This is a genomic window from Desulfosarcina ovata subsp. ovata, from assembly GCF_009689005.1.
GTDB lineage: Bacteria > Desulfobacterota > Desulfobacteria > Desulfobacterales > Desulfosarcinaceae > Desulfosarcina > Desulfosarcina ovata.
In genome coordinates, this window is the sequence record NZ_AP021879.1 from 4,735,762 (window position 1) to 4,751,673 (window position 15,912).

The 15,912-nt window shown below is 51.5% G+C and carries 12 protein-coding genes; 6 read left to right on the top strand and 6 right to left on the bottom strand.

All coding sequences use genetic code 11. The annotated features are described in order from the left end of the window. The first annotated feature begins 5 nt into the window (after positions 1-5). Entirely contained in the window at positions 6-1,589 is a 1,584-nt protein-coding gene (locus GN112_RS20965; RefSeq protein ID WP_155312003.1) for an NERD domain-containing protein, read from the top strand. 114 nt (positions 1,590-1,703) lie between these two features. Here the strand turns inward: GN112_RS20965 and GN112_RS20970 are convergent, their stop codons facing one another. The 6 genes from GN112_RS20970 to GN112_RS34030 form a co-directional block, all read right to left on the bottom strand. Beyond that, complete coding sequence (locus GN112_RS20970) at positions 1,704-3,011, bottom strand: type II toxin-antitoxin system HipA family toxin (RefSeq protein ID WP_155312004.1); 1,308 nt, start codon at positions 3,009-3,011, stop codon at positions 1,704-1,706. Beyond that, positions 3,005-3,259 carry a helix-turn-helix domain-containing protein gene (locus GN112_RS20975; protein WP_155312005.1) on the bottom strand — a complete coding sequence of 85 codons (255 nt, stop codon included), beginning with the start codon at positions 3,257-3,259 and terminating at the stop codon, positions 3,005-3,007. The genes GN112_RS20970 and GN112_RS20975 overlap by 7 nt, the downstream gene beginning before the upstream one ends. Before the next feature lie 403 nt (positions 3,260-3,662). After that, complete coding sequence (locus tag GN112_RS20980) at positions 3,663-5,150, bottom strand: ISNCY family transposase (protein ID WP_155314322.1); 1,488 nt, start codon at positions 5,148-5,150, stop codon at positions 3,663-3,665. Positions 5,151-5,396: 246 nt separating this feature from the next. Then, the gene (locus GN112_RS35345) at positions 5,397-5,672 is read right to left on the bottom strand and encodes a restriction endonuclease (protein WP_414736148.1); all 276 of its coding nucleotides are present in this window, start codon (positions 5,670-5,672) and stop codon (positions 5,397-5,399) included. Next, positions 5,609-6,085 carry a hypothetical protein gene (locus GN112_RS34025; RefSeq protein WP_197743362.1) on the bottom strand — a complete coding sequence of 159 codons (477 nt, stop codon included), beginning with the start codon at positions 6,083-6,085 and terminating at the stop codon, positions 5,609-5,611. The genes GN112_RS35345 and GN112_RS34025 overlap by 64 nt, the downstream gene beginning before the upstream one ends. After that, positions 6,027-7,139 (bottom strand): DEAD/DEAH box helicase family protein, encoded by a 1,113-nt coding sequence (locus tag GN112_RS34030; protein WP_197743363.1) that lies wholly within the window; start codon positions 7,137-7,139, stop codon positions 6,027-6,029. Before GN112_RS34030 ends, GN112_RS34025 begins: the two co-directional genes overlap by 59 nt. Positions 7,140-7,325: 186 nt before the next feature. Between GN112_RS34030 and GN112_RS20990 the strand changes: the two genes are divergently transcribed. The 5 genes from GN112_RS20990 to GN112_RS21010 all read left to right on the top strand — a co-directional run bounded on the left by GN112_RS20990 (position 7,326) and on the right by GN112_RS21010 (position 15,901). After that, positions 7,326-9,710: a type I restriction-modification system subunit M gene (locus tag GN112_RS20990; RefSeq protein ID WP_155312006.1), complete on the top strand. Its 2,385-nt coding sequence runs from the start codon at positions 7,326-7,328 to the stop codon at positions 9,708-9,710. Further along, on the top strand, positions 9,703-11,052 hold the full coding sequence (locus GN112_RS20995; RefSeq protein WP_197743364.1) for a restriction endonuclease subunit S: 1,350 nt from the start codon (positions 9,703-9,705) through the stop codon (positions 11,050-11,052). Before GN112_RS20990 ends, GN112_RS20995 begins: the two co-directional genes overlap by 8 nt. 578 nt (positions 11,053-11,630) lie before the next feature. After that, positions 11,631-14,687 (top strand): type I restriction endonuclease subunit R, encoded by a 3,057-nt coding sequence (locus GN112_RS21000; RefSeq protein WP_155312007.1) that lies wholly within the window; start codon positions 11,631-11,633, stop codon positions 14,685-14,687. Positions 14,688-14,726: 39 nt separating this feature from the next. Further along, positions 14,727-14,963, top strand: coding sequence for a DUF3820 family protein (locus tag GN112_RS21005; RefSeq protein WP_155312008.1), 237 nt, complete (start codon positions 14,727-14,729; stop codon positions 14,961-14,963). 119 nt (positions 14,964-15,082) lie between these two features. Beyond that, entirely contained in the window at positions 15,083-15,901 is an 819-nt protein-coding gene (locus GN112_RS21010; protein ID WP_155312009.1) for a hypothetical protein, read from the top strand. Positions 15,902-15,912: the final 11 nt, after the last annotated feature.

Genomic DNA, 15,912 nt, shown 5'->3' on the forward strand with positions numbered 1-15,912 from the left:
TTGCCATGCAGATGATTCCCGCCGTACCGTATTCCACCCCCAGCAACGCCGAACGAAAGGTCTTTGCGAAACTTGAAACCGCCTTGCCCCAAAGCGGCTTTACGGCCTACCATTCCCTGAACTTGCCCCATCATCCTTACAAACGGTTTGGCGAGATCGATTTCCTGCTTTGCGGTCCCGATGGGATATTCGTTTTGGAAGTCAAGGGGGGACGGGTCAACTGCGATGAGAAGCGGCAGTGGCATTTCGTCAACCGGTATGGCGAGGAGACCGTCAAGCCCGAGAGCCCTTTTGCCCAGGCGGAGTCGGCCTTGCACGGTTTTCACACCATTCTGCAGCGGCATTTCGGTATCGACCCCATCAACCGGTTCGTTATCGGCTACGGCGTTGTCTTGCCCGACTGCGACCTCCGGGCCAGCGCCGAATGGGAGCGTCAGACCTATGCCAATACGGCGGACATGCTGCATTTTGAACAGTGGCTGGCGGCCTTGATCCGTTATTGGCGCAACAAGCAGGCGTGGACCCGGGAGACAACGCTGCCCGATACCTCCACGCTGACAGCGGTCAAAGCGTTCATTCGTCCCCGTTTCGAAGCCATCGTACCCCTTCATATCCAAGCCTCCCAGGCCGAAGCGCAGATTTGCAGCTTGACCGAAAGCCAGTTGAAGCTGATCGATATGGTCAGCGGCAACCGCCGCATCTTGTGTGCCGGCGGGGCCGGTACGGGCAAAACCTTTCTGGCCATGGAACTGGCCCGTCGCTGGACGGCCGGCGGGGACCCGGTCCTCTTGACCTGCCATTCAGCGTGGCTCAAAAGCTATCTGGAGAGCCGGTTTGACATTCCCCATCTGACGGTGAGCACCACCGCATCCCTGGCGGTGGCCGCCAAACGGGCCGGCGTGGACCGCTACGCCGCCCTGATAGCCGATGAAGGCCAGGACCTGCTTAACTGGAAAGCCCTCGAGGCATTGGCGCCGTTTGTCGGAGGGGGACTCGAAGATGGCCGATGGTGTGTGTTTTACGACATCAACAACCAATCCAATCTGTTCGGCGGCATCGATGCCGACGCATTGGATTGGCTCGAACGGTCAGGGGCGACAAAGTTTAGTCTGACCCACAACGTGCGCAATACGAAACCCATCCTGGATACAATTAAGATCCGACTGGGCGCCGACATGGGAATCGACAGTGTCGGCGCCGGTCCCAAGGTCTGTGAATATCATGCCCGGAGCGAGGAAGACGCTGCCCAACGGCTGGCCGATGAAATCGATCGGGTAATTTTCAAAGGCGGGTTGAGCGCCGATCGGGTCACCATCCTGTCGCCCCGCCCCTGGGCCCAGTCCATTGCTGCCGGATTGCCGGAAAACGTCATCGGATCCATCGCCATTTTGGACGCGTACGCCGTCCGCCAGTTTCCGCCCGCCCGGTTGAGTTTCGGTGAAATCGCCGCTTTCAAGGGAATGGAAAACGAAGCGGTCATCGTCATTGATCTGCCCGAACCGCGACCAGGCGCCACTGACCACGTCCTGCATTACGTGGGCATGAGCCGGGCGCGGGCGATTTTGTCTGTTATTTACTGCGATTTTTGAGAGCCTGTTTGTCAGCCCTCTGCCTTGAACCCTTCGTGGAAGGATACGGTGCCCTGCGGTATTGGTGCACCAAAGGAGAGGGCGAAGAGAACTGCTTGCGAGAATGCCTTTTTTCTACCCTGTCAAGCGATCCCTCGCTTGCCGTACACCGGAAAAAACCGACTCAGCAACATGTCCGGGAACGTCTTCTGGAAGAATTGCGGCAACTTTTTCAATACAGCCTGTCGCCAAGTCACAACATTTTTCTATGATTTCCGTCATCTCCTGTTCGGCATAGCGGCATTTCCTTGCCGTATCCAACCAGTGTCGTCGGGTGATCGTATTCCAATGGTAGTGGCGATTCTTTCCCAATACCGCCATGGCCATCTTCACCTTGTGCAAAGCAATCTGATGAGATGCCACCAACGGATAGATGGAAATCACGTCATAAAGCGGGGTCAAATGAAAACGGCCGCCGGGACGAAGAAAGATGCTGAAATTTTTGGCGTGCCCATCAATGGCTCCCAGCATCCAGAAAAGCAACTGGGCCGTCATGAACATTTTTCTGTCTTCATGGGCACGGTCGGAGCCAAGGAGCAAATCCATGACCGACCTCATGCCGGGACCGCCGTCCGCTTCATATTTTAATACCCCGGGCGTACCCGTCGCCTGGCACATATCCTCCTGGGGCAGTCGCATCAGCCAGGATCCGTCGTCGGCCCAGCGGCGGTCAAAGCGCTCCACCACCAGAACCTTCTGATGGCCGAATGATGCTATCTGTGTTCTGGCGACAGGCATGCCAAAAGCGGACAAAAGTTGCTGGCAAAGCCATTCATTTTCCACGCTTTCAAACGGATCCAGTTCGCTCTGCCCAAATCCGCCCATGGGCAGTTTAAAAATATGGCTGGTGGGAGTGGTCCCAGACGGCCTGTGCCAAGTGCCCCGCATTTTAAGGAAAGCCGTTTTTTCCTGGGCGCCGGCCAGGGAAAGGCGAAAATCGGAATCGATATCCACTCCCAGAGGCATGGCATTATAGGCTTGGAGGATGGCTTCTATCTGCTCATCATCTACCTCACTTGCCGTAATTTTTCTGACGTCGACCGACTCACCCTCCGGCACAAGCTGCAATGCCCCCACACAGTCCCTGCCGATATGATATAGCAGATCGAATGCGCGGATGGACGCCGCACCGATCCGGGCTTGCAGCCGATTGCGCAGGGGAATACTGTCCGGCAGCAGATTATCGAAAAAGTTTTCGACACGATCTCCGTAATAATCCTGGGTTGTAAGCGGCAGAGACAGGGACAGCGGCCTTGTATTATCGTTTGCCAGCCATGTCGCGTCATAGCTGAAAGCAACGATCCCGTTTGTCCTACGGCTGAGCCAGCCCACAGGAGAGCCGTTCATCAGAACCTGAAGTCTGTCTGCCTTTGCCGTTACCATTTATCTCCCCCTTCTCGGGCCGCATTGTCCAGGGCCTTGGGCTCGAGAACCATACCGACCTCCAGGGCGGAGAAAAGCCTGAACAGGCTGTCCACCCGGACGTTGGGATTCCCGTTTTCGATCAGGGAGACCCGTTTTTGATCAAGCCCGACCCGGGCGCCCAGCGCCGCCTGGGTGAGCCCTTTTTGCTTTCTCAGGTCCCTAAGCACTACACCAAGCCCGCCGGGGGACACCACGATTTGTTGCATACGATCCTCCCTTGGAAATATGTCGATAAAGGCATAATATCAAATTATGTTGAAAACGCCATATTTTTATTTTAGGTTGTTTTTGGCATTTTTTGGGTAACCCATGGGCGCAGCCGTGGTGGCGGTACGGAAGCGAGGGGAAAGAATGCAGGGGAGACAGCGCACCCTGTCCGAATTTTATATAGGAAGGATTGTAAGAGGCCAGAATGGCTGGAACATATACTTAGTGCCTGGCCGAAAACCCCTTTTTCTAGGAAATTTTCAGACAGAAGTAATTATGATTCATTTTGTGATCACAAATTACTTCGCTTAAAAAGTAAATCTCCTCGATAATTTTTCGGCTTGAGCAAAATTTGAAAACACTTCACCTGTTGGCTTTTGCTTTTCCAAACATTTGAAACTGCTATGCAGCTAATCGGAATGACCGCTCGGCAGCTTTTTTACGTCGCTTAATTCTCTTTATCGTCTGTTCTTGCAGCGCGGCCCCCAATTTTTGTATGTTCCGGGACAATACCGCCAAGCCTACATATCGTTTAAATCCGTGGAGGCCATGGTCGGGACAGCGGTCCAGGCCATGGTTCTCCAATGCATTGATCGCAGACTCCACGGCTGCATGTTGACGCCGGGCATGGACAAAATCTTCCGAGTTTTCTATCTGTTTGGCTTTTTCCGATAGTCGCCCCTTTCGTGGAAGCACAACTTGATCCAGAAGCGGCTTAAGATCCTGTTGGTTTTGCGGGCTATGAAATCCTTTGTCAAAGCTGCAGCAAATTAGACCGTTATACTTTTCCTGGGTATCGACAACCATTGCGACCGCTATCTGATCGTCAGTCTGATCCACCATTACATGGTGATGAAGAATAAATCCGTACTGATCTTCGAGAACACAAACTTTTAGCCCTAATTCTTGCGGAACACCGGCTTTGCCTTTACTTATCCATTCGGTATGCTCTTCAAATACCGAAAACACTTTTTCGCTGTGGGGAATTTTTTCGCCTTTGACCACTCTGCGGATTATCTGATCAATCTGGCGTTCAGCATGCATGATGAAATTTTCGATCATCATGATTTGCCCCACATTACCCATTCCCGCTTGTTTTAAAAAGCCGATGCAGAACCTGGCCCGCTCAATATACGATCCGACCAAATCAACGTATTGCAGATGAGATTGAACAATTCGTTCTTCTTGTTTTGCCTTACGATCTTCGCTTTTAGCGTTCGATCGTTTGAGTCTGCGGACCAAGTTGAACGCCTTTTTGATTTTGCGAAGGATATAATCGCTTTGACGCCACTCGGTAATCCCCAGTGGAAAACACTCCATGGCAATCAAGATAATGACTTTTCGTATCGCATCCCAAAGCAAATTGATATCGGTGGGATAGTGTACGTCGGTTTCCACCACAAAAGAATCGCATCTGCCTTTTATCGATTCTTTATCATAGCCCAGCATTTTGTAACCGGATTTTACCACCACTTGATTGATCTGATCGATATGCTCCGGTGTAAACAGGGAGACATTGTCCTTCAGGGTTTGCAGGGCATATTGCTCACCAAACTCGAAGATTGTGTGGCCTAAAAATTCTCGTACGGTTTTATGATTGTTGGCAATTTCCAACAGTTTGTCGTAATCCCAGTTGCAGTTTAAACGCAACGTGGCCAGCACCAAAATCGACCATAAGTCCATTCCGGGCCTGCCATTCCCGGTATCGATATCATCCGGTACGATCTGCTCCAAAATTTTAAATACGCGTTGGCGAGTCGGCCGGTCTTTGTAGATGGCCTGCAACCCCAATAGAAGTTGTGGAATTTCGTCCCGTGAGCGAAGATCCAATTCGATTTTAGAGATATCTACCTGGCCAATTTTCAGTTGATTTTCGATGATTTTTCTCATAGCCTTTTTTCGCGAAGATTTTTCGTTTTTGGTCTTAAATGCTGATTCGCCAAAATCAGTTAATGTCGGTTTTTTATGTTTATCCAACATGTTAACTATCGACGATGGCCCTCGGATGCAAGTAAAAACTGCACCGAGTCGAAAAATCTTCGTTTTTAATTTTCAGGCTAATTTATTGAATTTTCTAACTTTATAACTTTCCGGCCAGGCACTACTTATAATTCTTCGCCCCCCCCTGCCGTGTCATTATCTGCTATCGGCCTTTATCTCCTCGTGGAAGTATAACGTTTTATTGCCGACAATCTCCATCAGCCTTCCATAACTATCCACAACGTCATACTTCACATGTTGCGGATCAATTTTGTGATTGACCTGTTTGAAAAACTTACGCGCACACTCAATCTTTTTTTCTTCGATCCCCCGCAGCTGCATCGTGGAAAGTGAGCCCTTTGTCTCAGCTACAAAGTAGATATGTTTGACCGAACCTTCCTTGAAGGAAATCGCCCAGTCTGGATGGTATATTGCAAAGGGGTCACCCTCAGTTCCTTATCCAACGCCCCGATGCTGTTTCGGATGAGTTCATTTGAGTCGAAGGCAACACGATATACCGCCTTCTGGTTGATGAGGTTCCAGAGTGCCCTGAATTCCTTTTTCCCGAAGTTGGCGTTGAGTGGGTTGGTTTTCGGCTTGCGGTCATCCCCAACATCCGGCAGTTGGGATTCGCTGAAGACACTATCGATCAGCCCGTAAATCTGCTGGGCATGCGGCGCAAGTTCTGATGGTAAATCCGCCAGGGTCCCATCGGTTTTGGCCTTATGGTATTTCTCCAAAATATTTCGATTCCTATCCACATATCCGTTTTGAATCAAGTAGAACTCAATGTCTTTCGCCTGGTCGGATGTGATTACCAGCGTGCCGGTTTCCGTGGTGATCACCTTTTTTGAGCCGTTTTACAATTCGTTTGATACCGCTGCCCTGGCGCACCTCTATCTCGATGCGGGCTACAGGCGCCCGTTTGGAGATCTCAATCGATTCCAGATAGAGATAGGCGTTGGTCCCGGCCAGCCCTTTCACGGCAATGCCTCGTACCGCGATCTTTTTAACCAGTTTTTGATTGTAGGCGTCCAAGGCATCCAACCTATGGACTTTGTTATGGATAGTGCGGTGCGTGGCGGAATAGCGCAGAATCATCAGCGGCTTGAACTTGGACAGCGCATCCAGCGTCTTGGCCCCTTCCATTTTCTGCGGTTCATCCAGAATCACGATGGGGCGATTGCTGCTGATGACATCGATGGGGCGGCGGGACTGAAAATCATCCAGTTCGTCATAGATGCGCCGGTTATCCTTGCCCGTGGCATTAAACGCCTGAATGTTGATAACCATGACGTTGATGCCCGCGTACGACGAAAAGCTTTCCAGATGGTGGAGCTGTTTGGAGTTGTAGATAAAAAAGCGGGCCTTCTTGCTGTAACTTTCGGCAAAATGGTCGGTTGTGATTTCCATCGATTTGTAAACGCCCTCGCGAATGGCGATGCTGGGCACAACGATGATGAATTTTGACCATCCGAAGCGTTTGTTCATCTCGAATATGGTTTTGATGTAGCAGTAGGTTTTGCCGGTACCGGTTTCCATCTCGACATCAAGATGGATCGGACAAATTAATTTTGCTTGCCTTTTGTATGACACTTTTGCTGGAACATAAGCATCTCGTCGGGTGTCTTTTGCATAAAAGTCATCCAGGGATTTTGACAGCGGCAGGTTCTGCCGGCGTTGAACGGCCTGGATGTTTTCCAAAAGCTGACTCTCCGTCAGTTGCACATCGGCGTTTTTAAACCCCTGCATTTCATATGGGGCGGATGCCCCTCCCCTATCCATCCCCGGGTCGATGCGATACACGATGCCGGAGGTGTTAACCTGCCCGGCAAAACAATCGACAACAGCTTCGACGGCGCTGGTCTGGTAGGACTGGTGTTTGAACTTCAGTTTCACGGCCGTCTCCTGGTTTTGTTTCTGCATTCTTTCTGCAAGACGCCATTCCGGGGCCTTACGGGAACCACGGTTCTCGATCAGACCGTTTCGTCGGATCAACACGGGATATGGTTTCGTGCTGTTACCCTTTCAGCATTTCTGATATGGATACCGCATCCATTTATATCCTGAGAACAATAGAGAAAAATGAACCACGCCATTCACAACAAACTGGTAGCCTTTATCTGGTCCATTGCCGACGACTGTTTGCGCGACGTTTATGTGCGGGGCAAATATCGTGATGTCATTCTGCCCATGGTGGTTTTGCGCCGCATCGACACCCTGCTGGAAGCCACCAAGGAAACGGTGCTGGAGGAGGTGGCGTTTCAGCGCGACGAGATGAGGTTGACCGAGCTGGACGACAGCGGCCTGAAAGAGGCTTCCGGGTATGTGTTCTACAACACCAGCAAATGGACCCTGAAAAAACTGTATGCCACAGCCACCAACAACCAGCAGATCCTGCTGGCCAATGTGGAGGAATACCTGGCCGGTTTCAGCGCCAATGTCAGGGAGATCGTCGAGAAGTTCAACCTCAAAGCCCAGATGCGCCACATGGCCGACAAGGACGTGCTGCTTGCCGTTCTGGAAAAATTCATCTCGCCTTACATCAACCTCACGCCGGAGGATCGCGAGGACCCGGACGGCAACCGCCTGCCCGGCCTGTCGAACCTGGGCATGGGCTATGTGTTCGAGGAGCTGATCCGCAAATTCAACGAAGAGAACAACGAGGAGGCCGGTGAGCACTTTACCCCACGGGAGGTGATCGAGCTGATGACCCATCTGGTGTTCGATCCGGTCAGGGACCGGCTGCCGCCCGTGATGACCATTTACGACCCGGCCTGCGGTTCCGGCGGTATGCTCACCGAATCCCAGAATTTCATCAAGAACGAAAACGGCGCCATCAGAGCCACTGGAGACGTTTATCTCTACGGTAAGGAGATCAACGACGAGACTTACGCCATCTGCAAGTCCGACATGATGATCAAAGGCAACAACCCGGCCAACATCCGTCCGGGCTCAACGCTTTCCATCGATGAGTTCGCCGGAACCCGATTCGATTTCATGCTCTCCAATCCGCCCTATGGCAAGAGCTGGGCCAGTGAACAGAAAAATATCAAGGACGGGGCAGATGTCATCGATCCGCGATTTGTCGTTGAGCTTGGTGACTACTGGGGCGAGCCCGCCACGGTCAACGCCACCCCGCGCTCCAGCGACGGCCAGCTCCTCTTTCTGATGGAGATGATCAGCAAGATGAAGGACCCGGCCAATGGTCTCGGGTCCCGCATCGCCTCCGTGCATAACGGCTCCAGCCTGTTTACCGGCGATGCCGGCAGCGGCGAGAGCAACATCCGTCGCCACATCATCGAAAACGATCTTCTCGAAGCCATCGTCCAGCTACCCAACAACCTGTTTTACAACACCGGCATCACCACCTACATCTGGCTGCTGTCCAACAACAAACCGGCCGAGCGTGAGGGCAAGGTCCAGCTCATCGATGCCAGCCAGCGTTTCAGGAAGCTGCGCAGGAATCTGGGTGCCAAGAACTGTGAATTCGCTCCCGAGCATATCCGCGAGATTGTCGATACCTATCTGGCCATGGCCTCACGCGAGCGGGCCGCCGACGAAACGGGTATCGCCGCCAAGGTCTTCGCGAACAGCGATTTCGGGTACACCAAAGTCACCATCGAACGGCCGGACCGCCGTATGGCCCAATTCAGCGCCGAACGCATCGAAACCTTGCGGTTCGACAAGGCCCTGCGCGAGCCCATGGAATGGATCCACGCGCGCTGGGGAGACGAAGTGATCCAGCCCGGCGCCCTGGCCGATAACCAGAAGAAAATTCTGGACTGGTGCGAAAAAAACGAGATCAGCCTCAATGCCCGAAGTCGCAAAAAGCTCCTGGAGCCGGCGGTATGGAAAAAGCATCGGGACCTGGTGATCACCGCCCACACCTTGTTGGCGTCCATCGGCAAGTCCGAATTTGACGACTTCAACCACTTCAAAAAACGGGTGGACCGGGAGTTGAAAGCCCGGCAGATCAAGTTTGCCCCGGCGGACAAAAATGCCATTTTGAATGCCGTGAGCTGGTATGATGAAAAGGCGGAAAAAGTGATCCGCAAACGCGAGCGCCTGCGCGGCGAGAAGCTCGACAACCTGCTCGATCACCTGGGCTGCGATGTGAACGATCTGCCCGATTTCGGCTACACGCCCACGGAAAAGAAGGACGAATTCCTCACTTATGAGCCCTGCACCGACCTGCGCGACAGTGAATCGGTGCCCCTCAAGGAGGATATCCACGGCTACTTTCTGCGCGAAGTGAAGCCCCATGTGGATGAAGCCTGGATCAATCTCGATTCAGTCAAAATCGGCTACGAGATCAGCTTCAACAAATACTTCTATTGCCACAAGCCCCTGCGCGGTATGGAGGAGGTGGCCGCCGACATCATCGCCCTTGAACGGCAGGCCGATGGGTTGATTGCCGAGATCCTGGACGTTGGCGTGGGAAAAGTGTCGGGGGCGGGGCATGAGTGAGTTGCTGGGCGCGATGCCGACGTATGAGGCTTATAAGGATTCTGGGGTTGAATGGTTGGGGGAGATACCGGCGCATTGGGAAAAAAGGCGTTTGAGATTTTTAATTGATTTGATTGTTAGTAATGTTGATAAGCATTCGAAGGTATGGGAAAATCCTATAACGCTCTGTAATTATGTTGATGTTTATAAAAATAATTACATTACGAACGAGATCTCCTTTATGGAGGCAACAGCAACTTCTGATGAAGTTGACCGCTTCAAAATTAAAATAAATGATGTTTTAATAACCAAGGATTCTGAGGATTGGTTAGATATTGGAGTTCCTGCACTAGTAAAATATGAAGAACGTAACCTTTTATGTGGCTATCATCTTGCTATTTTAAGAGCCTACAACATAATCAATGGTAGCTTTTTGTTTTGGGCTCTATCAGCTCAATACAGCAAAATTCAATTTAGTGTTCGAGCGAATGGAATTACTCGCTATGGTATTTCGCATGGAGTAATAAAAGATTCTTGGTTGATGTTTCCGGCTCTATCCGAGCAAACCACAATTGTCAAATTCCTGGACTACAAAACCTCCCAAATCGACCAAGCCATAACCATCAAGGAAAAACAGATCACCCTGCTCAGGGAGCACAAACAGATCCTGATCCAGAATGCCGTCACCCGGGGGCTCGACCCCGATGCCCCCATGCGTGATTCCGGTTTGGAATGGATTGGGGAGGTACCGGCGTATTGGGAGGTTATTCGATTTAAAAATCTTTTTTCGCAGAGTCATCTGCCTGTTCGTAAAGACGATGGCGTCGTTACTTCTTATCGAGATGGACAGGTTACGCTGAGATCAAACAGAAGGCTTGAGGGATACACGGAAGCGATTATAGAGCAAGGATATCAAGGCATCCGTAAAGGGCAGCTCGTTTTAAATTCAATGGATGCATTCGAAGGGGCAATTGGAGTTTCTGAGTCTGATGGCAAATGTACCCCAGAATACGTTGTTTGTGACCCATTATCAAATCAGTTCTTACCTGAATATTTTGCCTACTTACTCAGGGAAATGGCTCTCATTAAATATATTCGCGTTATTTGCAACGCTGTAAGGCAAAGAGCCGTCAGAATAAGGTTTAATAACCTTGCAAAGAGGTTTTTGATTGTACCGCCGCTAAAAGAACAAACTGCCATCGTCAACCACATCGAAACCCAATCCGCAACCATCGACAAGGCAATCGGTCTGTACGAACAGCAGATCGAAAAGCTCAGGGAATACAAAGCCACCCTGATCAACAGCGCGGTGACGGGCAAGATAAAGGTGCCGATGCCGGAGCAAACGGAGGCTGCCGCCTGAAAGCAGGATGATACCATGGACGAAAACAGGAGTGTTGGATGAAAAGGCAACTACCGAGGAATCCTCGGTGATTTGTTGAGAAGAAAAGCACCGGGGACGTCGCAAAGGCTCTGGTTCCCACGCTCCGCGTGGGAACCCCGATCGACCAGGTACACAAAACTTTCGCTCCCACGCGGAGCATGGGAGCGAAGCGAATTGACAGACGATGCAACGGTTAAGGGTTTGACGGTTTCGTAAAAAGCAGCTTACCCTTTGCGGGAAATATCCATGTTCACGAAGTCACCCGAATTTCGGGTCACTTCTTTAGAAGTCGCCGGACCGTCATGCCGGACTTGATCCGGCATCCAGAAGGCATTGAATTTGATGGATTCCGGCCTGCGCCGGAATGACGTCAAACTGGAATTTTTTACTTTTTACGAGAGCATAAGGATTTCTTAGCCACTAAAAAAAAGGAAATACTGAAAGAGCAATTTGCAAAAAATGCAAATTGCCTTTGTGGAGTCTATTTCGTGAAATAGACTCCACAAACAGGCTTGCGCAGTCCCGGCCCTCCACAATCGACAATGCAAGGGAACACCATGGTCAGCCAAACCAACGAGCAGGCCCTTGAAGCGCTCATCGAAAAAAAACTGACCGGTATGTGTCTCGAAGAGATCGGATGCGCCGGCACGACCGAGGATGGCGTCGGTAATCCGGTAATGCCTTTCGGGCCCCACCATGGCTATGAACTCGGCTATCCCCGGGATTTCAATGCCCGTTACGCCATCGATGAAACCCGTTTCTGGGATTTTCTGATCAAAACCCAGGACAAGGAACTGGAAAAACTGCGGCGCCTCGACCGTGGCGGCGATGAATGGCGGCGCAAGATCCTGGAGCGCTACCACCGCATGGCCGGAAAATACGGTCTGCTGCACCTGTTGAAAAAAGGCCTGCGGCTGGACGACGCCCACCTGACTCTGATGTATCCGTTGCCCCTGGCCAGCAGTTCCGACGCGGTCAAACAAAATTTTGCCGCCAACATCTTTAGCAGCACCCGGCAGGTGCGCTATTCGTTGGCCAACCCCCAGGAAGCGATCGATCTGGTGCTTTTCATCAATGGACTGCCCTTTGCCACCTTGGAGCTGAAGAATCCCTGGACCGGGCAGACCGCCCGCTACCATGGGCAGCGGCAATACCGTGAAACGCGGGACATTACCCAGCCGCTGCTGCAATTCGGGCGCTGCCTGGTGCATATGACGGTGGATACCGATGAAGTCTACATGACCACCAAACTGGCCGGCAAGGGCACCTTTTTCCTGCCCTTCAACAAAGGCCATGATTTCGGTGCCGGCAACCCGCCCAATCCCGTCGGCCACAAATCGGCCTACCTGTGGGAGGAGGTGTTCGGCAAGGAAAGCATTGCCACCATCATCCAGCATTTCGTGCGCCTGGATGGCGGCAGCAAGACGCCGCTTGCCAAACGCATCCTGTTTTTTCCCCGCTACCACCAGCTCGATGTGGTGCGAAAGCTGGTTGCCCATGCCGCCGAGAACGGGGTAGGGCATACCTACCTGATCCAGCACTCGGCCGGTTCCGGCAAATCCAATTCCATCACCTGGGCCAGCTATCAGCTTATCGAAACCTATCCGAAACGCTTGGAAATACCCGGTGCCCGACACCTGGAGCAGCCGCTGTTCGACTCGGTGGTTGTGGTCACCGACCGACGCCTGCTGGACAAGCAGCTTCGCGAAAACATAAAGAACTTCTCAGAGGTCAGGAACATCGTCGCTCCGGCCTACACCTCGGCGGAATTGAAACGTGCCCTGGAGCAGGGCAAAAAGATCATCATCACCACCATCCAGAAATTCCCCTTCATCATCGACGGCATCGCCGATTTGAGCGACAAGCGCTTCGCGGTGGTCATCGACGAGGCCCACAGCTCCCAGAGCGGCACGGCCCACGATAACATGAACCGGGCCATGGGCGGCAATGCCGACGAGCAGGAGGAGCCGCCGGACGTGCAGGACAGGATTCTTCAGGCCATGCGATCGCGCAAGATGCGCGGCAATGCATCCTATTTCGCATTCACGGCCACGCCCAAGAACACCACCCTTGAGAAATTCGGCATTCGGCAGCCGGACGGCAGCTTTGCGCCCTTTCACCTCTATTCCATGAAACAGGCCATCGAGGAGGGGTTTATCCTCGATGTGCTGGCCAATTACACCACCTATAAAAGCTACTACGAAATTCAGAAATCTATTGAGGAAAATCCACTGTTCGACAGCACAAAGGCTCAGAAAAAACTGCGCACCTATGTGGAGCGTCATCAACAGACCATCGACATTAAGGCCGAGATCATCCTCGATCACTTCATCCCCCAGGTGGTGAGCAGCAGGAAGCTGAAAGGCCAGGCCAAGGGGATGGTGATCACCCAGAACATCGAAACCGCCATCCGCTATTACAAGGCCATTGCCCGTCTGCTGGCCCTGCGGGGCAATCCGTTCAAAATTCTCATTGCCTTTTCGGGCAGTAAAACCGTCGATGGCATCGAGTATACCGAGGCTGCCGTCAACGGCTTTGCCGAAAACAAGACTCGTGACCACTTTGACAAGGCTGAATACCGCCTGCTGGTGGTGGCCAACAAGTACCTGACCGGGTTCGACCAGCCCAAACTCACGGTTATGTATGTGGACAAGAAACTGCAAGGCGTGTTGGCGGTGCAGGCTCTCTCACGGCTCAACCGTGCCGCGTCCGAGTTGGGCAAGAAAACCGAGGATCTGTTTATCCTGGATTTTTTCAATACCGTGGACGATATCAAGACGGCCTTCGACCCCTTCTATACGGCCACCAGCCTGTCCCGGGCCACGGACGTGAACGTGTTACACGAATTAAAGGACACGCTGGATGAGGTGGGGGTGTATGAATGGCACGAGGTAGAGCAGTTCGCGATTCTATATTTCGGCAACGCGGACGCCGAGCAACTCAGCCCGATCATCGATGCGGCGGCGGCACGGTTCAATGTGGAATTGGCGCTCGAAGACGAGGCCAAGGCCGACTTCAAAATCAAGGCCAAGCAGTTTGTAAAAATTTACGGGCAAATGGCGTCCATTATGCCGTTTGAGATTGTGGACTGGGAAAAACTGTTCTGGTTCCTGAAATTCCTGATTCCGAAACTGATCGTTCATGACCGGGATGCCGACCAGATCGATGAATTGCTGGAATCCGTGGACCTGTCGTCCTATGGCCTGGAGCGGGTAAAACTTAATTACGGTATCGAACTGGATGCTGACGAGACCGAAGTGGACCCCCAGAACCCCAACCCGCGCGGTGCCCATGATACCGAAGAAGACCGAGATTCCCTCGATGAGATCATCCGTGAGTTCAACGAGCGCTGGTTTCAGGGCTGGAGTGCCACGCCGGAAGAGCAGCGAGTCAAATTCCTGAGTATAGCCGCCAGCATCCGGGCGCATCCGGATTTTGAGGAGAAATACCAGAATAATTCGGATACCCAGAATCGGATGCTGGCCTTTGAGAAAATATTCGAGGAAGTCATGCTCAAGAACCGCCGGACCGAGATGGAACTCTATAAATTGTTAGCCAATGATGCGGCGTTCAAGGCCGCCATGCAGCAAAGCCTGCAAAGGGTGGTTGGATGATAGCGCAGCATAAAAATCAGTTTGCAAGAAAGCGATACGATGAGCGACAATCAGGATTGCCAGCCCGACCCGGAAATACTGATCAAGCTGGCCAACGCGCGCATGCCCTTCGGGAAATACAAGGATCACCGCTTGATCGATCTGCCCGAGCCCTATGTGGTCTGGTTTTCACAAAAAGGGTTTCCGCGCGGCAAGCTCGGCGACATGCTGCAAATGGTCTATGAGATCAAGGTCAATGGATTGGAGTATCTTTTTGACAGGCTCAAATCCGATTGATTATGGGTTCCCACGCAGAGCGCAGGAACGAGATGGAACGGTTGGGTTTCGTGCCTCGATCCAACCTACGATGTGATGACATCGAGAAACCTTTTATGACAGTAATGAAGGGGAGACAAATGAAACTTTCAGATCAGGATACCGAGCTATTTTATCGGTTAATGTGGGCGCTACAATCGTATGTGAATCAACAATTAAAGATTCTTGATCTTGAATGCACGGATGATTACGCTGGTTTGGATTCTGAGAAAAAAATTCCGGTTCGCGATGCGCTATACAAAAATAAAGGACTCATCGATTCTTTTGTTCAGGAAAATCCACAGAATTTATCGGCAGAAAATCTGGCCATCATTTCAGGATGGAAAAAATTTGTCAGGGGCGATTTTTTCATTGAGCGATTCTTGAAAAAGTACGCCGTATTTATTCAAGAAGAAAAAGTATACGCGGTATTGGGGCTCCACCAGAGTTTCGATGAGTTAATTCATCGATCGAATCTGCCTTTGTATGTCGAGACGGTCTTGTTGCCATTCAAGGGCAAGATTATTTATGACGGACTCTTGGGAACGAGAAACATATACTTTGGCGGTGGCATCAAGCAACGTCTAAAGGAAACCTACTTGCGAGCCAAACAAAATAATCGAATTATTATCAGTTTGGAAAAATCCAATCGAGAAAATAAAACCAAACCGGAAATCCGATCATTAAAAGACTGGAAACCGGAATTGGATGAGTTGGCCCATATGGCAAAAAAATTAAAGGGGTCGGTAGCATCCCCGGCAATTTACAGTCCGGCATTCAGTCTGGTAAAAGCCAGCATTGAATTTGCGCAACTTGCAGTATCGGATGCAGATGACCAAGAAGGCCTCCATAAAGCTCTAAACAAAGTAAGGCGTGCGTACAACAAATCAAACACTGTCCTTTATCGTGAAGAATGTTGATGAAAGCCGAT